18 protein-coding genes are annotated in these 23,439 nt (G+C 72.8%); 10 read left to right on the top strand and 8 right to left on the bottom strand.

The window, feature by feature from the left end:
• The 3 genes from ACFYMO_RS11850 to pdhA (ACFYMO_RS11840) are packed head-to-tail and all read right to left on the bottom strand — an operon-like array spanning position 1 to position 3,763.
• The gene (locus ACFYMO_RS11850; RefSeq protein ID WP_388545861.1) at positions 1-1,500 is read right to left on the bottom strand and encodes a dihydrolipoamide acetyltransferase family protein; all 1,500 of its coding nucleotides are present in this window, start codon (positions 1,498-1,500) and stop codon (positions 1-3) included.
• Positions 1,500-2,582: an alpha-ketoacid dehydrogenase subunit beta gene (locus ACFYMO_RS11845; RefSeq protein ID WP_366774286.1), complete on the bottom strand. Its 1,083-nt coding sequence runs from the start codon at positions 2,580-2,582 to the stop codon at positions 1,500-1,502. The genes ACFYMO_RS11850 and ACFYMO_RS11845 overlap by 1 nt, the downstream gene beginning before the upstream one ends.
• Positions 2,579-3,763 (bottom strand): pyruvate dehydrogenase (acetyl-transferring) E1 component subunit alpha, encoded by a 1,185-nt coding sequence (gene pdhA / locus ACFYMO_RS11840; protein ID WP_366774285.1) that lies wholly within the window; start codon positions 3,761-3,763, stop codon positions 2,579-2,581. Before pdhA (ACFYMO_RS11840) ends, ACFYMO_RS11845 begins: the two co-directional genes overlap by 4 nt.
• Positions 3,764-4,031: 268 nt before the next feature.
• Between pdhA (ACFYMO_RS11840) and ACFYMO_RS11835 the strand changes: the two genes are divergently transcribed.
• On the top strand, positions 4,032-4,529 hold the full coding sequence (locus ACFYMO_RS11835) for an Lrp/AsnC family transcriptional regulator (protein ID WP_360300639.1): 498 nt from the start codon (positions 4,032-4,034) through the stop codon (positions 4,527-4,529).
• A gap of 12 nt (positions 4,530-4,541) precedes the next feature.
• Here ACFYMO_RS11835 and ACFYMO_RS11830 read toward each other — a convergent pair whose 3' ends face one another.
• Positions 4,542-5,177 carry a TetR/AcrR family transcriptional regulator gene (locus tag ACFYMO_RS11830; RefSeq protein ID WP_366774283.1) on the bottom strand — a complete coding sequence of 212 codons (636 nt, stop codon included), beginning with the start codon at positions 5,175-5,177 and terminating at the stop codon, positions 4,542-4,544.
• 229 nt (positions 5,178-5,406) lie between these two features.
• Between ACFYMO_RS11830 and paaN the strand changes: the two genes are divergently transcribed.
• Positions 5,407-7,113, top strand: coding sequence for a phenylacetic acid degradation protein PaaN (gene paaN, locus ACFYMO_RS11825; RefSeq protein WP_366774282.1), 1,707 nt, complete (start codon positions 5,407-5,409; stop codon positions 7,111-7,113).
• A gap of 105 nt (positions 7,114-7,218) precedes the next feature.
• Here paaN and ACFYMO_RS11820 read toward each other — a convergent pair whose 3' ends face one another.
• Complete coding sequence (locus ACFYMO_RS11820) at positions 7,219-8,958, bottom strand: protein kinase (RefSeq protein ID WP_366774281.1); 1,740 nt, start codon at positions 8,956-8,958, stop codon at positions 7,219-7,221.
• Between the two features lie 392 nt (positions 8,959-9,350).
• Between ACFYMO_RS11820 and ACFYMO_RS11815 the strand changes: the two genes are divergently transcribed.
• Both ACFYMO_RS11815 and ACFYMO_RS11810 read left to right on the top strand, forming a co-directional pair.
• Positions 9,351-10,970: a protein kinase gene (locus tag ACFYMO_RS11815; protein ID WP_366774280.1), complete on the top strand. Its 1,620-nt coding sequence runs from the start codon at positions 9,351-9,353 to the stop codon at positions 10,968-10,970.
• Positions 10,971-11,072: 102 nt separating this feature from the next.
• On the top strand, positions 11,073-12,104 hold the full coding sequence (locus tag ACFYMO_RS11810) for a phosphotransferase (protein WP_366774279.1): 1,032 nt from the start codon (positions 11,073-11,075) through the stop codon (positions 12,102-12,104).
• A gap of 355 nt (positions 12,105-12,459) precedes the next feature.
• Here the strand turns inward: ACFYMO_RS11810 and ACFYMO_RS11805 are convergent, their stop codons facing one another.
• Entirely contained in the window at positions 12,460-13,125 is a 666-nt protein-coding gene (locus ACFYMO_RS11805) for a response regulator transcription factor (RefSeq protein WP_366774278.1), read from the bottom strand.
• Between the two features lie 608 nt (positions 13,126-13,733).
• On the opposite strand from ACFYMO_RS11805, the gene pdhA (ACFYMO_RS11800) reads away from it, so the two are divergent.
• The 5 genes from pdhA (ACFYMO_RS11800) (at position 13,734) to ACFYMO_RS11780 (ending at position 19,872) form a co-directional block, all read left to right on the top strand.
• The gene (pdhA, locus tag ACFYMO_RS11800) at positions 13,734-15,068 is read left to right on the top strand and encodes a pyruvate dehydrogenase (acetyl-transferring) E1 component subunit alpha (protein ID WP_388546183.1); all 1,335 of its coding nucleotides are present in this window, start codon (positions 13,734-13,736) and stop codon (positions 15,066-15,068) included.
• Positions 15,068-16,072, top strand: coding sequence for an alpha-ketoacid dehydrogenase subunit beta (locus ACFYMO_RS11795; RefSeq protein WP_074999001.1), 1,005 nt, complete (start codon positions 15,068-15,070; stop codon positions 16,070-16,072). Before pdhA (ACFYMO_RS11800) ends, ACFYMO_RS11795 begins: the two co-directional genes overlap by 1 nt.
• A 13-nt stretch (positions 16,073-16,085) precedes the next feature.
• A complete protein-coding gene (locus ACFYMO_RS11790; protein WP_366774276.1) occupies positions 16,086-17,612 on the top strand; it encodes a dihydrolipoamide acetyltransferase family protein in 1,527 nt (508 codons plus the stop codon).
• Positions 17,613-17,845: 233 nt separating this feature from the next.
• The gene (locus ACFYMO_RS11785) at positions 17,846-18,553 is read left to right on the top strand and encodes a GntR family transcriptional regulator (protein ID WP_366773051.1); all 708 of its coding nucleotides are present in this window, start codon (positions 17,846-17,848) and stop codon (positions 18,551-18,553) included.
• Entirely contained in the window at positions 18,550-19,872 is a 1,323-nt protein-coding gene (locus ACFYMO_RS11780; protein WP_366773050.1) for an MFS transporter, read from the top strand. Before ACFYMO_RS11785 ends, ACFYMO_RS11780 begins: the two co-directional genes overlap by 4 nt.
• Before the next feature lie 171 nt (positions 19,873-20,043).
• Here ACFYMO_RS11780 and ACFYMO_RS11775 read toward each other — a convergent pair whose 3' ends face one another.
• Positions 20,044-20,877 carry a maleylpyruvate isomerase family mycothiol-dependent enzyme gene (locus ACFYMO_RS11775; protein WP_366773049.1) on the bottom strand — a complete coding sequence of 278 codons (834 nt, stop codon included), beginning with the start codon at positions 20,875-20,877 and terminating at the stop codon, positions 20,044-20,046.
• 156 nt (positions 20,878-21,033) lie between these two features.
• Here ACFYMO_RS11775 and ACFYMO_RS11770 point away from each other — a divergent pair, with 156 nt between their 5' ends.
• Complete coding sequence (locus tag ACFYMO_RS11770; RefSeq protein WP_366773048.1) at positions 21,034-21,831, top strand: carbon-nitrogen family hydrolase; 798 nt, start codon at positions 21,034-21,036, stop codon at positions 21,829-21,831.
• Positions 21,832-21,906: 75 nt separating this feature from the next.
• Here the strand turns inward: ACFYMO_RS11770 and ACFYMO_RS11765 are convergent, their stop codons facing one another.
• Positions 21,907-23,418, bottom strand: coding sequence for an FAD-dependent monooxygenase (locus tag ACFYMO_RS11765; protein ID WP_388545847.1), 1,512 nt, complete (start codon positions 23,416-23,418; stop codon positions 21,907-21,909).
• Positions 23,419-23,439 lie beyond the last annotated feature (21 nt).

Below are 23,439 nucleotides of genomic sequence, written 5' to 3'. Positions count from 1 at the left end.
TCAGAGCGTACGGAGTAGCCTCGCCGGACGCTCCACGCAGTCCGCGACATGGCGCAGGAATCCGCCCGCGGTGCCGCCGTCGCACACCCGGTGGTCGAAGGTGAGGGACAACTGCACGACGCTGCGGACGGCCGGCGCGTCCCCGACCACCCACGGTTTGCGGGCGATACGGCCGACGCCGAGCATCGCCGCCTCCGGATGGTTGATGATCGGAGTGGAGCCGTCCACGCCGAACACACCGTAGTTGTTCAGCGTGAACGTGCCGCCGGTCAGCTCGCCGGGGGTGAGGGTCCCGGCGCGGGCCGCCTCGGTCAGCCGGGCCAGCTCCGCGGTGAGCTGCTCGGCGCTCAGCGTGTGCGCGTCGCGCACCACCGGGACGACGAGGCCCCGGTCCGTCTGCGCGGCGAAGCCCAGATGCACCTCGGGCAGTACGACGACCTCGCGCGCCTGGGTGTCCACCGTCGAGTTCAGCTCCGGGAAGCGCGCCAGCGCCGCCGTGCACAGCCGGCCGAGCAGGGCCAGCAGCGAGATCGGCGCCGCGTCCGGGTCGCCCTCGGCGGCGGCGTTCATCTCCTTGCGCGCGGCGAGCAGTTCGGTGGCGTCGGCGTCCACCCAGCAACTGGCGTCCGGGATCTCCGCACGGCTGCGCGCGAGCCGGTCGGCCGCCGTGCCGCGCATACCGCGCAGCGGAATCCGCCGCTCCTGCCGCGCCGCCGCGGCCCGGACCCCGCCGGGCTGCGCGGTGCCCTGCGGCGCGGGTGTCCCGGGCGCGGCGTGCACCGCGCGTTCCACGTCCGCGCGCAGGATGAGCCCGTCCGGACCGCTGCCCGTCATCGCGTGCAGATCCAGGCCGTGTTCGCGGGCCAGCCGGCGGACCAGCGGAGAGATCACCGGGACGGGCCCGGCAGCGGCCCGTTCGCCCCGGGTGGGGTGCTCCGGCGCCGTACGGCCCGCACCGCGGGCGGGGGCGTCCCGGCCGGCTCCGGACCGGGACTCCTCCCCTGCCCCCGCTTCGGGCGCCGCCGCGATTCCGCCGGGACCCGCGCCGGGCGTTCCCCCGTCGGCCGGGCCGGACAGTCCGGACAGCCGCAGCGCCGCCCGGGGCCGCCGCGCCGGCGCCTGCGCCGTCCCGTAGCCGACCAGCACATTGCCCGAGCCGCCGACGTGTTCCCCCTCGCCGGCCTGTTCCGCTGCGCCGCCCTGTGCCGTCTCGCCGCCGATGGCCCCGCCGCCCGGGCCGACCGCACCGCCGTCCGGGCTCACCGCGACGGTGACCAGCGGCGCTCCCACCGCCACCTCGGCTCCCTCGTCGGCCGCGTGCGAGGTGACCACGCCCGCGAAGGGGCAGGGGACTTCCACGAGTGCCTTGGCCGTCTCGACCTCGACGACCGGCTCGTCGACCCGCACGGTGTCGCCCACCGGGACCAGCCAGCGGACGATCGTCGCCTCGGTCAGCCCCTCGCCCAGGTCCGGCAGCGCGAATTCGCGCACCTCACCCATCAGAGCGCACCCCCGCCCCGGACCTCGGCGCCGCCCCCGCCGGTGAAGCCGCTCTCCCACTGGAGCCGTGCGACGGCGTCCAGCACCCGGTCGACACCCGGCAGGTGGTGCCGCTCCAGCATCGGCGGCGGATAGGGGATGTCGAACCCGGCGACACGCAGCACCGGCGCCTCCAGGTGGTGGAAACAGCGCTCGGTGATCCGGGCCGCGATCTCACCGCCCGGGCCGGCGAAGCCGGGGGACTCGTGCACGACGACGGCCCGCCCGGTGCGCTTCACCGAAGCGGCGACAGTCTCCTCGTCGAACGGGGACAGCGTGCGCAGGTCGACCACCTCCAGATCCCAGCCCTCGGCGCCGTCCTCGCGTGCCGCCTCGGCGGCTTCCAGGCAGACCGGTACGGACGGGCCGTAGGTGATCAGCGTCGCGGAGCTGCCCCGGCGGCGTACGACGGCCTTGCCGATGCCGGGCACCGCGTCCGGCTCCTCCGGGTCCCAGTCGGCCTTCGACCAGTACAGCCGCTTCGGTTCGAGGAAGACCACCGGGTCGTCGGAGGCGATGGCGGCCCGCAGCAGCCCGTAGGAGTCGGCGACCGTGGCCGGGGTGACGACGTGCAGCCCCGGTGTGGCCAGGTAGTACGCCTCGGAGGAGTCGCTGTGGTGCTCCACCCCGCCGATCCCGCCGCCGTAGGGGATGCGCACCGTCAGCGGCATGGGCAGCCTGCCGCGGGTGCGGTTGCGCATCCGGGAGACGTGCGAGACGAGCTGCTCGAACCCGGGGTAGGCGAAGGCGTCGAACTGCATCTCCACCACCGGCCGCAGCCCGTACATCGCCATCCCGACCGCCGTGCCGAGGATGCCCGCCTCCGCCAGCGGGGTGTCGGCGCACCGGTCGGGGCCGAACTCCGCGGTCAGCCCGTCCGTCACCCGGAAGACGCCGCCGAGCGTGCCGACGTCCTCGCCGAGGACGTGCACCGCCGGGTCGTCGGCCAGAGCGTCGCGCAGGGCCCGGCGCAGTGCCTGCCCCATGGTGGCGGGCCTGCGGTCGGTGCGTGCGGCGGTGGGCTGCCGTACCGCGGTGCTCATCGGGTCTCCTTCCCCGCGGCCGGGTTCCCGGCTGCCGCCTCCTGCTCCGCGGCCAGCTCGGCCCGCAACTGCGCCTCCTGCTCGCGCAGTTGCGGTGTCGGTTCCGCGTAGACGTGCGCGAACAGCTCCATCGGGTCCGGCTGCGGGTCCTGGTGCATCCGCTCGCGCAGCTCCGCCGCCTGCCGCTCGGCCGCCTCCTCGGCCTCCCGCACGGTCTCCTCGTCCAGCAGCCCGCGGTCGCGCAGCTCGCGCTCCAGCAGCGTCACCGGGTCGTGCGCCCGCCACGCCTCGACCTCGCCGTCGGCCCGGTAGCGGGTCGCGTCGTCGGCGTTGGTGTGTGCCTCCAGCCGGTAGGTGACCGCCTCGACAAGGGTGGGGCCGCCGCCCGACCGGGCCCGGTCCAGCGCCTCGGTCAGCACCTCGTGCACCGCGACCGCGTCGTTGCCGTCGACCAGTCGCCCCGGGACGCCGTAGCCGACCGCCTTGTGGGCCAGCGAGGGCGCAGCGGTCTGCTTGGCCAGCGGTACGGAGATCGCGAAGCCGTTGTTCTGCACCAGGAAGACGGCGGGCGCCTGCCATACGGCGGCGAAGTTGAGCGCCTCGTGGAAGTCGCCCTCGCTGGTGCCGCCGTCGCCGACCAGCGCGAGCGCGGCCACCTCGTCGCCCTTCAGCCGGGCGGCGTGCGCCAGCCCGACCGCGTGCGGAAGCTGGGTGGCCAGCGGGGTGCACAGCGGGGCGACCCGGGTGCCGGGTGAGTCGTAGCCGTGGTGCCAGTCACCGCGCAGCAGCGACAGCACCTCGACCGGGTCCAGGCCGCGGGCCACCGCGGCGAGGGTGTCGCGGTAGCTGGGGAAGAGCCAGTCCTCCGCACGCAGTGCCAGCGCCGCGGCCACCTGGCACGCCTCCTGCCCCCGCGAGGAGGGATAGACCGCCAGCCGGCCCTGCCGGGTCAGCGCGGTCGCCTGCTCGTTGAACCGCCGCCCCCGCACGACGGCGGCGTACAGCCGGCGCAGCAGGTCCGCGTCCGGACCGGTGTGCTTCCCGCCCTCGCGTTCCGCCGTCCGGGTGCCCAGGACGCGGTAGGGCTCGGCCTCGGGGAGGAGCGGCGCGGCCTCGGTACGGGGGCGCCACGAGGGGGGAGGGGCGGGGGCGTAGGTTCCTGGCTGCTCTAGGACCGTCATGACGAGCACCTCCTCGTGGGCGGGCTGCGGCGCGTGCGGGCTGCGGGTACGCCCGGTGCGCGCCGGCCTTCTGGCGCGCCGGCCTGCCGATGGCCGTACCACCGGCAGGCCGGGCCGGTGGCCGAGTGGGCCACCCCTACCGATTGTTCGGTCGACGGCACATTTTGGCTACGGGTGGCCTCTGCCTGTGGACAACTGGCCCGCAAAACCGTTCGATGTCCGCAGAGTGTCCATGCGGGGGAGGCGAAGGACCGTGCGGGGTGAACATATGGCCAACGGCTCCGGGGAAACGGACCCGCCGGCCGGGCACCGGCTGCCCGCCCGGCCGCTGGACTCCGTCGACCGGGACATCCTGCGGCTGCTGCGTGCGGACGGCCGGGCGTCCGTGCGGTCGGTCGCCGAGCGGGTGCACGTATCGCGCGCCAACGCGTACGCGCGCATCAACCGGCTGATCGACGACGGGGTGATACGGGGCTTCAGCGCCCGCGTCGACCAGGAGCGCGCGGGCCACGGAGCCTCGGCCTACATCACCCTCAAGATCGTCCAGGACTCCTGGCGCAGCGTCCGCGAGAAGCTCCGGGAGCTGCCGGGCGCCGCCCACATCGCGCTGGTCAGCGGGGACTTCGACGTGCTGCTGCTGGTGCACACCCCGGACAACCGGGCCCTGCGGGACCTGGTGCTGACCCGCATCCAGTCCATGCCGGAGGTGCTGAGCACCCGCACGCTGCTGGTGTTCGAGGAGACCGACCTGGAGCCGGGCCCGTAGCCCCGCGGGCTCTCAGCCGGTGCGCAGGCCCGCGAAGGCGGTGCGGACGACGGCCTCGGCCACCTCGGCGCTGCTGGTACCGGCGCCGCCCGCCTCGGACGGCGTGCCGTCCGCTGCGCCCGGGTGCCCCGCGCGTTCGGGGCGGTACCACTCGGCGATCGAGTTGATCATGCCGAACAGCAGCCGGGTCGCGAGCCGGGCGTCGACGTCGGCACGCAGGTCCCCGTCCGCCGCCGCCTGCTTGACCAGCTCGGCCACCCGCTGGTCGAACTCCCGGCGCCGGGACATCGCCCAGATCTCCGTCTCGGTGTTCCCCCGCACCCGCAACAGCAGCGTCACGTACGGCAGCTCGGCCAGCAGCACCTCCACCGTGCGGCGGGTGACGTGCTCCAGCCGCTCCACCGCCCGGCCCTCGCGCGCCCGGGGCTCCTCCAGCACCGCGAACAGTTCGTCGAGCGCCCGGCTTATCCCCCTGCGCAGCAGCTCTTCCTTGCCGCGCACGTGGTGGTAGATGGACGACTTGGAGATCCCGGCCGCCTGGGACAGGTGCTCCATCGAGGTGCCGTCGTAGCCCCGCTCGTTGAACACCCGCACGGCGACGGAGAGCAGCGAGTCGGGCGTGTAGGTGTCGCGCTTGACCGTGGGCATGCGGCCGATGCTAGCCGGGCCGTCCCCCGGTGCCGCCGGGCGTCGGGAGGCGGGACGCGCGGCCCGCGGCGCCGGGCCCCGCGCGTGGTGCCGAGCGGAGTTTTCCACAGCTTCCCGGGCCCCCTTGCACCGACCGATCGTTCGGTAGCAGTATCTACCAGGTGAGCGGCTCCGGCAACGCCGTGCCCACCCCGCATTCCGTCCCAGCTCAGCGAGGAGTTGGTCCTGCGTGACCACCGGTATCGGAACGACCACTGCCCAGCTCGTCGACACCCACCGCCCCACCCTGGACCGTGCGCTGGAGGCCATCGCGGGCCGGGAGTTCTGGACCCCGCACCCCGAGCACCCGAAGGCGTACGGAGAGGGTGCGGCCGAGCAGGGCAAGGCGGCCTTCGACGCGCTGTGCGGCAGCCGCTTCGAGCTGCCCGGCCAGCCGGTCTCCGGCGAATGGGTGGCCACCGAGGTGTCGCCGTACGGGCCCGAGCTGGGTATCTCCTACCCTCGGATGGACGAAGGAGCCGTCGACGCCCTGCTGCCGGTCATGCGCGGCGCGCTGCCCGCCTGGCGGAAGGCCGGGGCCGAGGTGCGCGCCGCGGTGTGCCTGGAGATCCTGGCGCGGATCAGCGCCCGCACCCCGGAGTTCGCGCAGGCCGTGATGCACACCAGCGGCCAGGCGTTCATGATGGCCTTCCAGGCGGGCGGGCCGCACGCACAGGACCGCGGTATGGAGGCGGTGGCCTACGCCTATGCGGAGCAGGTGCGCACTCCCGCGCGGGTCAGCTGGGAGAAGCCGCAGGGCAAGCGCGACCCGCTGCGCGTCACCAAGGAGTTCACCCCGGCCGGGCGCGGTGTGGCGCTGCTGATCGGCTGCAACACCTTCCCCACCTGGAACGGCTTCCCCGGATTCTTCGCCTCGCTCGCGACCGGGAACGCCGTGCTGGTCAAGCCGCACCCGCGGGCCGTGCTCCCGCTCGCGCTGACGGTGCGGATCGCCCGCGAGGTCCTCGCGGAGGCGGGGTTCGACGCCGATCTGGTGGCGCTGGCGGCCGAGGCGGAGGGCGACGGCATCGCCAGGGACCTGGCCGTCCGGCCCGAGATCCGGGTGATCGACTACACCGGGGGCTCGGCGTTCGGCGAGTGGCTGGAGGCCCATGCCCGCCAGGCGCGGGTCCACACGGAGAAGGCCGGTGTCAACACGGTCGTCATCGACTCCACCGACGACTACCAGGGCATGCTGGCCAACCTCGCCTTCTCGCTGTCGCTCTACAGCGGCCAGATGTGCACCACGCCGCAGAATCTGTTGATCCCGGCGGCCGGCATCGCCACCGAGTCCGGACCCAGGAGCTATGACGAGGTGGTGGCCGACCTGGCCGCCGCGGTGGACAAGCTGCTCGGCGACGACGCGCGGGCCAACGCGCTGCTGGGCGCCCTGGTCAACGAGCAGGTGCGTACGCGGCTGGAGGCGGCGCCCTCGCTGGGCGAGGTGGCCCTGGCCCCCCGTACCGTGCAGAACCCGGAGTTCCCCGACGCCACGGTGCGTACCCCCGCGATCGTCAAGCTGGACGCCACCGAGCCGGAGTCCGAGGGCGCGTATCAGGACGAGTGCTTCGGCCCGGTCTCCTTCGCGGTGGCCGTCGGCTCCACGGAGGACGCGCTGGAGCTGCTGCGGCACACCCTCCAGGCGAAGGGCGCCATGACGGTCGCCGGATACACCACTTCCTCCGAGGTGGCGCGGCAACTGGAGGAGGTGTGCTTCGACGAGCCCGCGCAGCTCTCCCTCAATCTCACGGGTGGCGTCTACGTCAACCAGACGGCCGCCTTCAGCGACTTCCACGGCTCGGGTGGCAACCCGGCGGCCAACTGCACGCTGTGCGACGGTGACTTCGTCTCGGGCCGGTTCCGGGTGGTGGAGGTGCGGCGGATGGCGGAGGACTGACGAGCATGCCCCCGGGTGCGGACACCCGGGGGCATGGGAAGGCGCTGCGTCCATGCGGACCGCGGACCCTGGTCGCCGTACGGACCCCGGCCCTTCGGCCGGACCTCAGTCCGCGGGCTGGCCCGTGGAGACGGTCAGGTCGATCTTGTCCTTGTCCGGGTCGAAGTCGTCGAGGTAATCCGGGGTCTGCTCCAGGACCGTGTTCTTGCCCCACACGTTCTCGTCCTCGGTGGTCACCTCGCCGAGCTTCCACCCGGCGGCGCGCAGGCACGCCTTGACCGAGGTGAGGTCCTTGTAGGTCAGCTCGGGGACCATGACCTTGCTCTTGTCGCTGTAGGACTTCGTGGCGTCGGTGCACCGGGTGGAGTCGATGGTGCGGCTGGTGTCCGGACCCTTGTAGCCGCCCGAGTCCGAGCCGCCGTCGTCGCCGCTGTCCCCGGAGCTGCCTGCGGGGTCGGCGCTCTGGGTGGGCCTCGGCTTGGCGGTGGGCTTGGGGTCGGGGTCGTCCCCGCCGCTGTCGGTGAGCCCGATGATCACGAAGACCAGGGCGACGATGACGGCGACGGCGGCCAGACCGTACCCGGCCATGGCGCCGGCCGACGGCTTCTTGCCCGAGCCGCCGTTGCCCGGGCCGGAGCCGGTTGCGTTCATCGTGTAGGGCGGCGGGGTGGCCGGGCCGCCGCTGCCGTAGGACGACTGCGGGTATCCGTAGCCGGGCGCGGGGGAGGTCTGGGTGGGGGGCGGGGGGGTGGAGGGCCCGAAGCCCCCGCTGTTGTACGGTCCCGGCTGCTGCCCTGCCTGCTGTCCCGGTTGCCCCTGCGGCTGGTAGGGCGTCTGCACGCCGCCCTGCTGGGGCTGGGAGGCCGCGTCGACCGGCGGGAAGACGGCCTGTCCGACCCCCGCACCGCTGTTGGCGGGCGGTCCGCCGCTGATGATGATCGGCGAGGCGCCGGAGGCGACCCCGGAGCCGCCGATCCGGTTGGCCTCGTCGTGCATGGCCTCGGCGGAGGGGAAGCGCTCGTTGGGGTTCTTCTTCAGGGTCCGGGCGACCAGCGCGTCCACGGCCGGGGGGATGGACTGGTTGATGGAGGAGGGCGTGGGCGGCTCCTCCTGGACGTGCGCGTAGGCGATGGCCAGTGGTGAGTCCGCGTCGAACGGCAGCCGACCGGTGAGCAGCTCGAAGAGCATGATGCCGACCGAGTACAGGTCGGAGCGGGCGTCCACCCCGCGGCCGAGGGCCTGCTCGGGGGAGAGGTACTGCGGGGTACCGACGACCATGCCGGTCTGTGTCATGGAGGTCACACCGGACTGCATGGCCCGGGCGATGCCGAAGTCCATGACCTTGACCACACCACGCTTGGTGAGCATCACGTTGCCGGGCTTGATGTCCCGGTGCACGAGGCCCATCTCGTGGCTGACCTCGAGGGCCGCCAGTACATCGCCGGTGATCTTCAGGGCCTTCTCGGCGGGCATCGCGCCGTACTGCGCGATGTCCTCGTCCAGGACCGTGCGCAGCGGCTTGCCCTCGACGTACTCCATGACGATGTACGGCACCAGCGCGCCGTCGATCTCGTCCTCGCCGGAGTCGAAGACGGAGACGATGTTGGTGTGGGTCAGCTTGGCGACCGACTGCGCCTCGCGGCGGAAGCGCTCGCGGAAGGACTGTTCCCGGCCGAGCTCGGTGTGCAGGGTCTTGACGGCCACCTGCCGGTCGAGCACGGAGTCGTAGGCGAGATATACGGAGGCCATCCCACCGGCGCCGAGCAGTGAACGGAGCTGGAAGCGCCCCCCGCCGACCATGCGGCCCAAGTAGTTGCCGGCCGCCTGTGCGCCGTCGTCGCTCATCTGACTGCTTCCCCCTCGGCGGCGCTGCCCCCGTGCAGGTACGTTGAGTGATCCTTGACCCTGATACTGGCCCAAGTTTGCCCGGGGGTTCGGTCACGTCAAGTTGGTTGCCCGTTCCGTGACCGAATGCGCATAAGCCCTTCGCGAGCGCCGCCCCGAACGGTTCCACGAGCCTAGAGGGTGCCTCTCAGCAGGCGCGGACAGGGTGTGTGCGGGGCGGTCCGGGGTGATTCCGAGACCGACTTGCGGGGGCGCTTCCGAGCTTGTTGGATGACCGCTCGTTGGCTTCGGTACTCCGTCCCACCCATTGCACCCCCCGCGTGCCTGTAGCCTCCTCGGGGGGAGTGTCCACCGCGTGAAAGTCCGCGGATTCCAATCTACGGCGAGGACTCATGGCACAGACGCAAGCCGCTGGGGGCCCTTCGGACCCCGACGCGACGGGCGGCGGCTCCCTGCCCGATTCGCCGGAGTTGTGGGGAAACAACGGTCTGGTGGGTGACGGCAGGTACCGCCTGACGCACCGCCTCGGCCGCGGCGGCATGGCCGAGGTGTTCGGCGCCGAGGACGTGCGGCTCGGCCGCACGGTCGCGGTCAAGCTGCTGCGCTCCGACCTCGCCGAGGACCCCGTCTCCAAGGCCCGCTTCACGCGCGAGGCCCAGTCGGTCGCGGGCCTCAACCACCACTCGGTCGTCGCCGTCTACGACTCCGGTGAGGAGCTGATCGGCGGCAACATCACCCCCTACATCGTGATGGAGCTGGTCGAGGGCAGCACCATCCGCGATCTGCTGCTGAACGCCGACGCACCGCCGCCGGACCAGGCGCTGATCATCGTCTCGGGGGTGCTGGAGGCGCTGGCCTACAGCCACCAGCACGGGATCGTGCACCGCGACATCAAGCCCGCGAACGTGATCATCACGCGGGGCGGCGCGGTCAAGGTGATGGACTTCGGTATCGCCCGAGCTCTGCACGGCGCCTCCAACACCATGACCCAGACCGGCATGGTGATGGGCACCCCGCAGTACCTCTCCCCCGAGCAGGCGCTCGGCAAGACCGTCGACACCCGTTCCGACCTCTACGCCACCGGCTGCCTGCTGTACGAGCTGCTGACCCGGCGGCCCCCGTTCACCGGGGAGACGCCGCTGTCGGTGGTCTACCAGCACGTCCAGGACGACCCGGTGCTGCCCTCGCAGGTCTCGGACAGCACCCCGCCGGAGCTGGACGGTCTGGTGATGCGGGCGCTGGCCAAGGAGCCGGACGACCGGTTCCAGTCCGCCGAGGAGATGCGCGGGCTGACGCAGTACGCGCTCCAGATGCTGAACGAGCAGGGCGGCCACACCGGCGGCCTGTGGAACACCGGTCCGACGGCGCACCAGGGGGCCGCCACCCAGGTGATGGGCGCTGCGGGGGCAGGCGCCCGGCCGCACCCCTCGCACTCCGACACCTCTCAGATGGGCGCTCCGCTGCTGGCGGGTGCCCGGGAGGACGACGGCGGCTTCGACGGCGGGCCCAGGCGCGGCGGCCGGGGCGGTGGCGGCGGCAAGGGCGTCCGGTACGCGCTGGTCGCCTTCCTCGCGGTGATCGCCATAGCGGGCGGGATCTTCTTCGCCCTCAACGGGAACGACGCCAAGGACAACAAGCAGGACAAGCCGAACCCGAATACGTCCCAGTCGGAGACCGACAAGCCCACCAAGAAGCCCTCGCCCACTCCGACGGAGACCGAGGAGGACCAGCCGGGCACCAACGAGGGCAACGGCGACTGGACTCCGACCGACCGGCCCTCCGAGTCGTATCCGAGCAACACGCAGCCGAGTGAGACGCAGCCCTCCGAGACCGGCGACCCGAGCCAGACCGGCAGCGGCAGCAACGGCGGCGGTTCCGGGAACGGCGGCAGCGGCGGCAAGCCGACCAAGAGCCAGTCGCCGCCTACCGGGGACGCCGACGGCGGCGGGGCCAACGACGGCGGCAGCGCCGGCGACGGCGACACGAGTACCGACAGCGGAACCGAGCAGTAGGGCCGACGGAACCGCGCCCGCTGGTCAACTCGGGTTTGACGCCTCGTCCACCGCGGGTTGACGAGGCGGCGCGCGGCCCCCTGGTGGCTCTACGATGCGGCCGTGCAGCCGTCTTCCCCCGCCCTCACGGAGGGCACGCTCCACTCTCTGCTGCGGCAGTACGACGGTGTCGGGGAGCCCCTCTCGTGCACACCGGTCTCGCACGGACTGCTCAACAGGGGTTACCGCCTGACGACCGCCCGCGGCGGCTATTTCCTCAAACACCATCTCGACGGACCGGGCTCGCTCGACCGGATCGAGCGCCAGCACCGTGCCACGGACCGGCTGGGCGAACTGGGGCTGCCGGTCGTGCCGGTGGTGCCGGGATCCGGCGGCGGGACCGTCACCGTGGCCGAGGGGCGCTGCTTCGCGCTGCATCCGTGGATCGAGGGCACCCACCGGCACGGCACCGAGCTGACCGCGGGGCAGTCCCGGCAACTGGGCGCCCTGCTGGGGCGGGTCCACGTCCGGCTCGCCCGAGCGCTGCCCGAGTCGCCGGGCGCCGAGCACGAGAGCGCCGATCCGGCCGCCACGTACGACATGATCGGCGAGCTGCTGGAGCGGGTCCGCAGCCGCCGCAACCGGGACAGTTTCGACGAGCTGGCCGAGCACCGGCTCACCGAGCGCCGCGAGCTGCTGCGCCGTCATGCGGACGCCCGGCCCGGCGCGGTCCCGGACCGGTTCACCGGCTGGGTGCACGGGGACTTCCATCCGCTCAACCTGCTCTATGCGCCCCCGGGCCGCAGCCCCCGCCCGGTGGCGATCCTGGACTGGGACCGACTGGGTGTGCATCCGCGGGCCGAGGAGGCGGTCCGCGGGGCGGCGATCTTCTTCCTGCGTCCCGGCGGCACCCTCGATCTGCGGAAGGTGCGCGCCTTCGCCCGCGCCTACCGGGGAGCTGCGGGAGCCTCCCGCGCGGAGCTGGCCGCCGCCGTGCACCGGGTGTGGTGGGAGCGGCTGAACGACTTCTGGATGCTGCGCTGGCGCTACCAGCTGTGCGATGTGCGGACCGATCCGCAGTTCCCGGCGGCGGCCGCGCTGGTCGTCTGGTGGACCGGCCACTACCCGGCCGTACGATCCGCCTTCTGCGACTGAGACAGTGCTCCCCTACACGGCGCGCCCCCCTCGCGGGAGGCGTCTCCGCGGAGTCGGTTCCCCCTCCGCGGGTGGCCGTGCGCCGTGGCGGCACGCCCCTGGCTCCTTCGGCTGTCCACTTCGCGGGGTGCGTTGCGTTGTGGCGGCACGCCCCCGTTGTCCTTCGGCTGCCGCCGAGCGGTCGTGTCGGGGGGCGCTGCCCCGACGCCCGTCCGGCGAGGGCGACGGGGGCTCGGGGGCGAGGCCCCCCGACAACGGCGCCGCACCCGGCGAACAACGGGAGGGGGACCGCACCCCGCGAAGGGGACCGCACCTCCCGCGAAAGGGAGACGGCGCCCCCGCGAAGCGGCGCCGCTCAGTCATCGTGGGCCGCGCGGATCCGCGCGATGTACGCGGCGGCCTGAGAACGCCGCTCCATGCCCAGCTTCCCCAGCAGCCCGGAGACATAGTTCTTCACCGTCTTCTCGGCGAGGTGGAGCCGTTCCCCGATGGCCCGGTTGGTCAGTCCTTCTCCGATCAGTTCGAGGATGGTGCGTTCCTGGGCGGAGAGCGCGCCGAGCCGTTCGTCCCGGGGGCCGCCGGTGCCCCGGTCGCGCAGCCGGTCCAGGACGCGCCGGGTGTCGGCCGGGTCGAGCAGCGAGACGCCGTTGGCGACCTGGTGCACGGCGTGCAGGAGTTCGCCGCCGGTCAGCCCTTTGAGCACGTATCCGGAGGCACCGGCCACCACGGAGGCGAGCAGCGCCTCGTCGTCGGCGTAGGAAGTGAGCATCAGGCAGCGCACGCTCTCGTCGCGGGAGCGCACCTCGCGGCAGACTTCGATGCCGCTGCCGTCGGGGAGCCGTACGTCGAGGATGGCGACGTGCGGCCGGGTGGCGGCGATCCCGGTGACCGCGTCGGCTGCTGTGCCGGCTTCTCCGGCGATCTCGATGCCGGGGTCGGCCGCGAGCATGTCGCGCACGCCTCTGCGGACGATCTCGTGATCGTCGACCAGGTATACCCGGGTTCGTCCATTTTCGGGCATTTTCTCAGTCTCACATATTGATCGGCTCTCCACTCTTCCCGGGCTCCCGCACCCCGGGTTACCGTGCGGAGGTCCGCGGCTCGCGAAGCCGTGACCAGTGATGTCCCGATTCTTCGCACAATTGCTCGGGGTTCCTCGTTCTTACTTGGATATCCGAGCAAAGTTGCAGGTCAGGGCCGCCTCGTGCGTCTATGGAGATGCCAGCCATGGCTGGGGTGTCCCGGCCGGGGTCGGGACAGCGTGGCCGCGACCGGGACAGCAGTCACCGCCCGGTGCCGACCGCGACGCTCCCACCCCGTGCGCCGCACGGGACCGGGCGAGCCTCCCCCCGCCAGTGGGTGGGGGAGCCCCAGGTCACCGGCAATCCCGGCGGCCGGACAGACGGAGGAGCACACGTGACCGTGGAGAGCACTGCCGCGCGGAGCGACGCGCGCCGCAGCGGCACCGGAGGAAAGCGCGCCACCCAGGCCGCCACCGGCAAGGCCGCCGGGAACGGCAAGGCCGAGGCCCCGGAGGGCACGGCCGCCGCGGGTACGCCCCGCAAGGCGGCGGCGAAGACGTCCCGCAAGCCGGCCGCCAAGAGCACCGGCACCGGCACCGAGAGTGCCGTGAAGACCACCCGGAAGGCCCCCGCCAAGAGCGCCGCGAAGGCCCCCGCCAAGAGCGCCGCGAAGGCCGCTGCCAAGGCCCCCGCGAAGGGCAAGGCCCCCGCGAAGGGCAAGGCCCCCGCGAAGGGCAAGGCCCCCGCGAAGGGCAAGGCCCCCGCGAAGGCCAAGGCCCCCGCGAAGGGCAAGGCCTCCGCGAAGGGCAAGGGCTCGGCGAAGGCCCGCACCCGCGCCCCCGGCGACGGCCCCGGGCAGCCCGAGCCGGAGCTGGTCCAGCTGCTGACCCCCGAGGGCGAGCGGGTCACCCATCCGGACTATGACGTGGATCTGAGTGCCGAGGAGATCCAGGGGCTCTACCGCGACATGGTGCTGACCCGGCGGTTCGACGCCGAGGCCACGGCGCTGCAGCGGCAGGGCGAGCTGGGGCTGTGGGCGTCGCTGCTGGGCCAGGAGGCCGCGCAGATCGGTTCCGGTCGCGCGCTGCGCCCGGACGACTACGTCTTCCCCACCTACCGCGAGCACGGCGTCGCCTGGTGCCGCGACGTGGATCCGACGATGCTGCTGGGCATGTTCCGCGGGGTGAACAACGGTGGCTGGGATCCGAACAGCAACAATTTCCACCTCTACACGATCGTCATCGGCTCCCAGGTGCTGCACGCGACCGGGTACGCGATGGGCGTGGCCAAGGACGGCGCCGACTCGGCGGTGATCGCCTACTTCGGTGACGGCGCCTCCAGCCAGGGCGACGTCGCCGAGGCGTTCACGTTCTCCGCGGTCTACAACGCTCCGGTGGTCTTCTTCTGCCAGAACAACCAGTGGGCGATCTCGGAGCCCACCGAGCGCCAGTCGCGGGTGCCGATCTACCAGCGTGCCCAGGGTTTCGGTTTCCCCGGAGTGCGGGTGGACGGCAACGACGTGCTGGCCTGCCTCGCGGTGACCAAGGCCGCCGTGGAGCGGGCCCGGGCGGGTGAGGGTCCGATGCTGATCGAGGCGTTCACCTACCGGATGGGTGCCCACACCACCTCCGACGACCCCACGCGCTACCGCTCCGACGAGGAGCGCACCGAGTGGGAGGCCAAGGACCCGATCCAGCGGCTGCGGGTCCATCTGGAGAGTGCGGGCCTGGCCGACGACGCCTTCTTCGCCGGTGTGGAGGAGGAGAGCGAGGCCATGGGGCGGCATGTGCGCGAGGCGATCCGCACCATGCCCGACCCCGACACCATGGCGATCTTCGAGAACGCCTACGCGGACGGGCATGCGCTGGTCGACGAGGAGCGCGCCCAGTTCGCCTCGTATCTCGCCTCGTTCGCCGACTCGGATTCCCAGGAGGGCCGCTGATGGCCGCCACCGGCACGGCCCCTGCGGCCGCCCAGAAGCTCCCCGTCGCCAAGGCGATCAACTCCTCGCTGCGCACGGCGCTGGAGAACGACCCCAAGGTCCTCGTCATGGGCGAGGACGTCGGCAAGCTCGGCGGGGTCTTCCGGGTCACCGACGGGCTCCAGAAGGACTTCGGCGAGGACCGGGTCATCGACACGCCGCTGGCCGAGTCCGGCATCGTCGGCACCGCGATCGGGCTGGCGCTGCGCGGGTACCGTCCCGTGGTCGAGATCCAGTTCGACGGTTTCGTCTTCCCCGCCTACGACCAGATCGTCACCCAGCTCGCCAAGATGCACGCCCGGGCGCTGGGCAAGATCAAGCTGCCGGTCGTCATCCGTATCCCCTACGGCGGCGGCATCGGTGCGGTGGAGCACCACAGCGAGTCGCCGGAAGCGCTGTTCGCGCATGTGGCGGGGCTCAAGTGTGTCTCGCCCTCGAACGCCTCGGACGCCTACTGGATGATGCAGCAGGCCATCGAGAGCGACGACCCGGTGATCTTCTTCGAGCCGAAGCGCCGCTACTGGGACAAGGGCGAGGTCGACCCGTCCGCCATCCCGGCGCCGCTGCACTCCGCGCAGGTGGCCCGGCAGGGCAGTGCGGTGACCGTCGCCGCTTACGGCCCGATGGTGAAGGTCTGCCTGGAGGCGGCGGCCGCCGCCGAGGAGGAGGGCAACTCGCTGGAGGTCGTGGACCTGCGTTCGATGTCGCCCATCGACTTCGACACGGTACAGCGCTCGGTCGAGAAGACGGGCCGTCTCGTGCTCGTCCACGAGGCCCCGGTCTTCCTCGGTACGGGAGCGGAGATCGCCGCCCGCATCACCGAGCGGTGCTTCTACCATCTTGAAGCACCGGTACTGCGGGTGGGCGGTTTCCACGCGCCGTACCCACCGGCCCGGCTGGAGGACGAGTACCTGCCGAACCTGGACCGGGTGCTCGATGCCGTCGACCGCGCGCTGGCGTACTGAGGAGAGCGTGACGATGACCAACAGCGCACAGACCGGACAGGCGGCCGCCGGAGTCCGCGAGTTCAAGATGCCCGACGTGGGCGAGGGGCTCACCGAGGCGGAGATCCTCAAGTGGTACGTCCAGCCCGGTGACACGGTCACCGACGGGCAGGTCGTCTGCGAGGTGGAGACGGCCAAGGCCGCGGTGGAACTGCCCATCCCCTTCAACGGGCTGGTGCACGAGCTGCGGTTCGACGAGGGCACGACGGTCGACGTCGGTACGCCGATCATCACCGTCGACACCGGTGGCCCGGCCACCGGTACCGGCGGCGGGGACGCCTCGGCCGCCCAGCCCGCGATGGAGACCGGGCCCGCGGCGGCTGCCGAGGTCGCGGGTGAGGCGGAGGCCGCGCAGGCCGGCGGCGAGGAGGCCGAGCCGGAGGGGCGGCAGCCCGTGCTGGTCGGGTACGGCGTCGGCGCCAGCTCGACCAAGCGCCGCCCGCGCAAGCCGGCGGCCGGTGCGGCGGACGCGGCGGCACCTGCTCCGGCTCCGGCCGCGGAGCGGGCCACCGCTCCGGCGCCCGCTCCGGTACCGGCGAGCAACGGGAGCGGGGCGACGGCTCCGGTCGCGCCCGGCGGGCCGCGGCCGCTCGCCAAGCCCCCGGTGCGCAAGCTCGCCAAGGATCTGGGTGTCGATCTGAGTACTGTCACACCGACCGGCCCGGACGGCATCGTCACCCGCGACGATGTGCACGCGGCCGCGGCACCAGCCCGGACCCCCGCTCCGGCGGCTCCCGCACCCGTCGCCGCGGCGGCGGAACCGGCGGCGGAGGCGGTACCGGAGCCCGCGGCCCCCGGCGTGCGGGAGACCCGCATCCCGGTGAAGGGGGTGCGGAAGGCCACGGCGCAGGCGATGGTCGGCAGCGCGTTCACGGCGCCGCATGTCACCGAGTTCGTGACGGTGGACGTCACGCGCACGATGAAGCTGATCGGGCAGCTCAAGCAGGATCCCGAGCTGGCCGGGGTCCGGGTCAATCCGCTGCTTCTCGTCGCCAAGGCGTTCCTGCTGGCGATCCGGCGCAATCCGGACGTCAACGCGTCCTGGGACGAGGAGCACCAGGAGATCGTGCGCAAGCACTACGTCAACCTGGGGATCGCGGCGGCCACGCCGCGCGGGCTGATCGTGCCCAACGTCAAGGACGCGCAGGACAAGACCCTGCCCGAACTGGCGTCCGCGCTCGGTGAGCTGGTCGGTACGGCACGTGAGGGGAAGACCAGCCCTGCCGCGATGAGCGGGGGCACGGTGACGATCACCAATGTCGGCGTCTTCGGTGTGGACACCGGTACGCCGATCCTCAACCCGGGTGAGTCCGCCATTCTGGCCTTCGGCCGGATCCGCGAGCAGCCCTGGGTGCACAAGGGCAAGGTCAAGCCGCGGCATGTCACCACGCTGGCGCTCTCCTTCGACCACCGGCTGGTGGACGGGGAACTGGGCTCCAAGGTGCTGGCGGACACCGCGGCGGTGCTGGAGCGGCCCAAGCGGCTCATGACGTGGTCCTGACGGATTCGCTGATGGCGTGCGCCTGACCGGACGACCCGTGATGTGGTCCTGACAGGCGGCGGCCGCGAGCCGTGACCGGACGCACCGGGGGTGCGGGGCGCTGCCCCGCACCCCCGTTCGCGTGCCCGCGCCCGCACCCCCGCGTCCCTCGGGCCCGGGCGGGCGTGGTCCGCTCCGTCCCACATGGCGGATGGCGTCTGCGCAGGCATGCGTGTTGTATCTAAGGTGTGCGCATGACTTCCCCCGCGCCCGCCTCGGCCGCCAAGGACGCCCGGCGTACGCCCGCTGCCGAGCGGGTGTACGCGCATGTCAAGCAAGCCGTCCTCGAACGGCGCTACGAGGGCGGGGTGCTGCTGACGGAGGGCGAACTCGCGGAGGCGGTCGGGGTGTCCCGGACCCCCGTGCGCGAGGGGCTCCTCCGGCTGGAGGTCGAGGGCCTCATCCGGCTCTACCCGAAGAAGGGTGCCCTGGTCCTGCCGGTCTCCGCGCAGGAGATCGAGGACGTGGTGGAGACCCGCCTGCTGGTGGAGCAGCACGCGGTGCGCCGCGCGGTGCCCGTCTCGCGTCCGCTGGTCGACCGGCTGGAGGAGACCCTGGCCGAGCAGATCGCGCGCGCGGAGACCGGCGACCTGGCCGCCGTCTCGGCCGCCGACCGCTGCTTCCACGCCACGATCGTCGAGGCCACCGGGAATCAGATCCTCACCCGCCTCTACGACCAGCTCCGGGACCGCCAACTCCGGATGGGGGTCGCGGTGATGCACGCGCACCCGGACCGGGTGGCCAAGAACATCGCCGAGCACGCGGACATCCTGCGCACCCTGCGCGAGGGCGACAGCGAGGCAGCGGCGCTCGCGGTGCACCAGCACGTGAGCCGGGTGCGGCATCTGGTGCGCGGCGAGGACCTGTGCAGGTACGGCCTCGCCCAGGGCGGTCCGCGATGACCACGACGCCGTCCGCCGGGGTCCGGCTGCCGGGGGATCCGCCGGGCGGCCCGCGTGCGATGTGGGTGTGGGGCATCGGCGTCGCGGTCTACTTCGTCGCGGTCACCTTCCGTACGAGCCTCGGCGTGGCCGGCATCGACGCGGCGCAGCGCTTCGACATCAACGCCTCGGCGCTCTCCAGCTTCTCGATCCTCCAACTGCTGGTGTACGCGGGAATGCAGATACCCGTGGGCCTGCTGGTGGACCGCTGGGGGACGCGCCGCGTCCTGCTGCTGGGCATCCTGCTGTTCACCGCGGGCCAGTTCGGCTTCGCGCTCGCGTCCGGCTACGGCACGGCGCTGGCCTTCCGCGCGCTGCTGGGCTGCGGTGACGCGATGACCTTCATCGCCGTACTGCGCCTGGGGGCGCGCTGGTTCCCCGCGCGCCGGGGGCCGGTGATCGCGCAGGTCGCGGCGCTGATCGGGATGTCGGGCAACCTCGTCACCACGCTGGTGCTGGCCCGGGTGCTGGACACCTTCGGCTGGCGGCCGACGTTCGCCGGGAGCGCGGCGGGCGGGCTGGTCATCCTGCTGCTGGTGTTCTTCTGCCTGCGGGACCACCCGGAGGGGTACGAACCGCCATCGGTCCCCAGGACCGGCGACGGCGCGCCGGGACCGGGCTTCGTGCGGCGGCAGATCGGCGCGGCCTGGCGGGAGCCGGGCACCAGGGCGGGGATGTGGGTGCACTTCACCTGCCAGTTCCCCGGGATGGTCTTCCTGCTGCTGTGGGGGATGCCGTTCCTGGTCGAGGCCCAGGGCCTGGACAAGGGGACGGCGGGCGAGCTGCTGACCCTGGTCGTGGTCTCCAACATGTGCTGCGGCCTGGTGTACGGCCAGGTCATCGCACGCCACCACGCGGCCCGTACGCCGTTGGTGCTGGGCACCGTGGCCGCCACCGCGACGGCCTGGGCGACGGTCCTCGCCTGGCCGGGGCAGGCCCCGATGTGGCTGCTGGTGCTGCTGTGCGTGGTGCTCGGCGCCTGCGGGCCCGGCTCGATGATCGGCTTCGACTTCTCGCGGCCGGCCAATCCGCCCGAACGGCACGGCACCGCCTCCGGCATCGTCAACATGGGCGGCTTCACGGCGTCCATGACGACGCTGTTCGCTGTGGGCGTACTGCTCGATCTGACCGGTGACAACTTCCGGATCGCCTTCGCCTGCGTCTTCGTCCTGCAGGCCCTCGGCCTGGCGCAGTTCGCCCGGCTGCGGGTGCGTGCGGTCCGGCGGGAGCGGGAGCGCGTGGTGGCCAGCCGGGTGGAGGCGGTGCACGTCCCCGTGTGAGCGGACGGGCTCCACGGGTCCGGCACGGCCGGCGGGCCAGGACGGCGGACGGCAGGCGCGGGCGGTGACGCACCAGGCGCCCGGGCGACCGGCGAACAGGCGGGGCCCGGAACGCCGGGGCCCGGGGTCAGGCTCCGGCGGGGCCGCACCCCACCCGCACGGGGACCGGCGTCACGGCGTCACGGCGAAGTGCTTGAGCACGGCCTCGGCCAGGTCGGCGTCCCCGTCGGTCTTCACGCGGTCCGCGACGGCCTCCGGCCGCACCCGGCCCGCGGCGAGCCGGGAGTAGGTCTCCCAGTCCATGGCCAGGGTGACGGCGGGGCCCAGCGAGACGCTGCTGTCCACGGTCCCGCGGCCGTCCTGGTCCACCCGCACCGTGCGCATGAACTCGACCGGGCCGCTGACGTCGAAGACGACGGCGCAGTTCGGCGGTGCCCCGGCGTCCTTGGCGACGACCTTCGGCAGCCCGGCGAGGAACACGTCCCGGGCCACGTGCGCACCCGGTGAGTCCAGGTTGCCGGGCTTGTCCAGGGCGCGCCGCAGGTCCTGTTCGTGCACCCACACGTCGAACGCCCGCAGCATCAGTTGCCGTTCCAGCGGCAGCTTGCGCGGCCCGAACGGCACCACGCTGTTGACCTCGGCCTCCGCGCTGCGCTTCTCGTTGCGCAACTGGCGCGCGCGGCGGATGAGGGTGTACTCGAACTCGCTGGTCATCTCCGGCCCGGTGTGGTGCCGTCGCACGTCCACCTGCACTTCCATGTGCCGGCTCACCTCGTCGCGGACGTGGTAGATGTCGCGGGGGAGGGAGTGGATCGGCCGGGGATCGCCCAGCAGTTCGCATTCGACACCGATGATGTGGGAGACCACATCGCGGACCGACCACCCCGGGCACTCGGTCCGCCCGTTCCACTCCCCTTCCACAAGGGAAGTGACCAGCTCGGATATCGCTTCCATGGACTGCGTCCAGGCGTCAACGTAGGGCTGAAGGCTTGGGTGGTCGGTCACGGGACCCCTCGGCGTTGCGGTTCGTTCGCGGGCTTGTGCAGGGCAGGGTGCTCATGATGGGTGCTCTCAAGTTACGCTGCGCCCGGGCACCCCGGCAGTGGTTTCGGGACGATGCTAGGCCCAATCGCCCCCCTCGATCGCATGGACGGTGGTACGGTGCGCGCTTCGCTTCTGCAGATTCAGGTCGACCCGGACGAGTCGGTGGCTTCCCGGCGCGAGCGGGTGGCTTCTCTGGTACGGGCCCAGGCCGGGGCCGACCTGGTGGTGCTGCCCGAGCTGTGGCCCGTCGGCGCCTTCGCGTACGAGCGCTTCGCGGCCGAGGCCGAGGAGGCGGATCCGGCCACCGGGCCGACGGCGCTGGCCATGTCGGCGGCGGCGCGGGACGCGGGCGTGTGGCTGCACGCGGGCTCCATCGTGGAGAAGGGGACGGCGGGCGGCGCCCTCTACAACACCTCGCTGGTGTTCTCACCCTCCGGCGAGCTCGCCGCCACCTACCGCAAGATCCACCGCTTCGGTTTCGACCGGGGCGAGGCCACCATGATGTCCGCGGGCACCGCCCCGGTCACCGTGCCGCACCCGGAGACCGTATTCGGCCTGGCCACCTGCTACGACCTGCGCTTCCCCGAGCTCTTCCGGGCCCTGGTCGACGCCGAACCCGCGGGCGCGCAGGTGCTGGTCGTCCCGGCCGGCTGGCCCGCCAAGCGGGCCGACCACTGGACGCTCTTCGCCCGCACCCGCGCCGTGGAGAACCAGTGCTTCGTCCTGGCCTGCGGCACGGCGGGCAGCCACGCGGGCGTCGCGCAGGCCGGCCGCAGCGCCGTCATCGACCCCTGGGGCGAGGTCCTGGCGCAGACCGACAGCACCGAGGAGACCATCGTCACCGCCGATCTCGACCTCTCCCAGGTGGCGAAGGTGCGCGAGTCCTTCCCGGTGCTCAAGGACCGGGTGCTCTGAGCTCCGGGCGTTCCGAGTCCCGGGCCCCGGAACGCCGCAGGGCCGGGGGCTCGGGCTGCGAGGGTCGCCGCCCGCTCAGCGGTCGTCGGCCTGGTCCGGCTCCCGGGCGTCGCCCAGCGGTGCGCCGAACCACTGGTGCAGTGCGGCGCGCAGCCCCCTGACGTCGTCCGGTGCGTGTCCGGTCCATGCCACGTGGCAGTCGGGGCGCAGGAGCAGCCCGGTCGCGCTCGTGCCCTCCGCCGCGGTGCCGCTGACGACGTCGACCCGGTCCTGCCAGGGCTTCGCGGCCGCCGCGAAGCCGCCGCACAGGTCCAGCAACAAGGGCCGTGCGGTGCGCGTCAGGTCGGCCAGCCGGCGGGTGCCCGCACCGTTGTGCACCACGAGGTCGGGCACGAAGCCCTCGGTGGTGCCGGCGAGCAGGTGGGCCATGCGCGCGGTGCCGCCGGGTGCGGCCAGCAGGTCGCCGAAGACGGTCCGCAGGGCACTGACTTCCGGTCCCGGCCGCATCAGCGCCGCCTGGGCCAGAGTCGAGGCCATGACACGTTCGGCGACGGGCCGGCGTTCCTCGTCGTAGGTGTCGAGCAGCCCTTCGGGAGCCCGCCCCCGCACTGTCGCGGCCAGCTTCCAGCCCAGGTTGACCGCGTCCTGCAGACCGAGATTGAGGCCCGGGCCGCCGATCGCCGAGTGCACGTGGGCCGCGTCGCCCAGGAGCAGGATCCGCCGGTCCCGGTAGCGTTCCGCCAGCCGGGTGTTGCCGCCGACCAGCCGCCGCAGCAGGTGCGGCCCGGCTCCCTCCGGCGGATCCAGCGGGACGGGGACGCCCAGTACGCGTTCGGCGCTCGCCCTCATCTCTTCGAAGGTCATCGGGGTGGTCGGGTCGAGCGGCGCACCGGTCTCGGTGGTGTGGAACGTGGGCGCACGGCCGGGCAGCAGCCCCCACACGGCAGTGCCGCGCTCCGTGCGCACGTACAGCGAGGGCGGCAGGCTGCCGTAGCCGGGGACGAGCAGTTCGCTGTCCGGGCTCAGACACGTGTCCGCCACGGACACGTTGGCGGAGCGGAGCACGAAGTCGTCGGTCGTCACTCCGGGAAAGCCGATGCCGGACAGCCGCCGCACGGTGCTGCGGCCCCCGTCGGCACCGACGAGGTAGCGGGTGGTGAGGGTCCCGCCGTCCGCGAGGGCGACCCGGACGTGGTCGCCGTCCTGGTCGAGCCCGGTCACCTCCTGCTCCCTGCGCAGGTCGACGCCGAGTTCCAGGGCGCGTTCGGTGAGGACCTGCTCGATCCGCTCCTGCGGTGCGGGGAGCAGGTACAGGGGGTTCTCGTCGAGGCCGGTGAGGTCCAGCGTCAACGCGCCGAACATGTAGCGGGACGCGGGCCGGGGCGGCTCGCCGGATCCGCTGACGCGCGCGTGGAGCCCCCGTCGGTCGAGCATGAGCACCACCTGGCCGACCAGGCCGTTGGCCCGGGGCTCGGTCTTCGGGCCGGCGAGGCGTTCCAGCACGGTCGGCCGCACCCCGGCCAGTGCCAGCTCACAGGCCAGCATCAGTCCGTTCGGGCCGCCGCCGACTATGACCACATCAAGCATGATATTTCTCCTCTTCGGGGC

This window comes from Streptomyces sp. NPDC007025, from assembly GCF_042869455.1.
Classification (GTDB): Bacteria; Actinomycetota; Actinomycetes; order Streptomycetales; family Streptomycetaceae; genus Streptomyces.
The sequence above is the reverse complement of the archived record's forward strand: the minus strand, read 5'-3'. Positions and strand labels throughout refer to the sequence as shown.

Bases quoted from the DNA above. Each gene is read 5' to 3' on its own strand.
- ACFYMO_RS11835 (WP_360300639.1), top strand. From the start codon at position 4,032: ATGGCCAACGGCTCCGGGGAAACGGACCCGCCGGCCGGGCACCGGCTG.
- ACFYMO_RS11830 (WP_366774283.1), bottom strand. From the start codon at position 5,177: ATGCCCACGGTCAAGCGCGACACCTACACGCCCGACTCGCTGCTCTCC.
- ACFYMO_RS11820 (WP_366774281.1), bottom strand. From the start codon at position 8,958: ATGAGCGACGACGGCGCACAGGCGGCCGGCAACTACTTGGGCCGCATG.
- ACFYMO_RS11785 (WP_366773051.1), top strand. From the start codon at position 17,846: ATGACTTCCCCCGCGCCCGCCTCGGCCGCCAAGGACGCCCGGCGTACG.
- ACFYMO_RS11780 (WP_366773050.1), top strand. From the start codon at position 18,550: ATGACCACGACGCCGTCCGCCGGGGTCCGGCTGCCGGGGGATCCGCCG.
- ACFYMO_RS11765 (WP_388545847.1), bottom strand. From the start codon at position 23,418: ATGCTTGATGTGGTCATAGTCGGCGGCGGCCCGAACGGACTGATGCTG.
- ACFYMO_RS11845 (WP_366774286.1), bottom strand. From the start codon at position 2,582: ATGAGCACCGCGGTACGGCAGCCCACCGCCGCACGCACCGACCGCAGG.
- pdhA (WP_366774285.1), bottom strand. From the start codon at position 3,763: ATGACGGTCCTAGAGCAGCCAGGAACCTACGCCCCCGCCCCTCCCCCC.
- ACFYMO_RS11850 (WP_388545861.1), bottom strand. From the start codon at position 1,500: ATGGGTGAGGTGCGCGAATTCGCGCTGCCGGACCTGGGCGAGGGGCTG.
- ACFYMO_RS11795 (WP_074999001.1), top strand. From the start codon at position 15,068: ATGGCCGCCACCGGCACGGCCCCTGCGGCCGCCCAGAAGCTCCCCGTC.
- ACFYMO_RS11815 (WP_366774280.1), top strand. From the start codon at position 9,351: ATGGCACAGACGCAAGCCGCTGGGGGCCCTTCGGACCCCGACGCGACG.
- ACFYMO_RS11790 (WP_366774276.1), top strand. From the start codon at position 16,086: ATGACCAACAGCGCACAGACCGGACAGGCGGCCGCCGGAGTCCGCGAG.
- ACFYMO_RS11805 (WP_366774278.1), bottom strand. From the start codon at position 13,125: ATGCCCGAAAATGGACGAACCCGGGTATACCTGGTCGACGATCACGAG.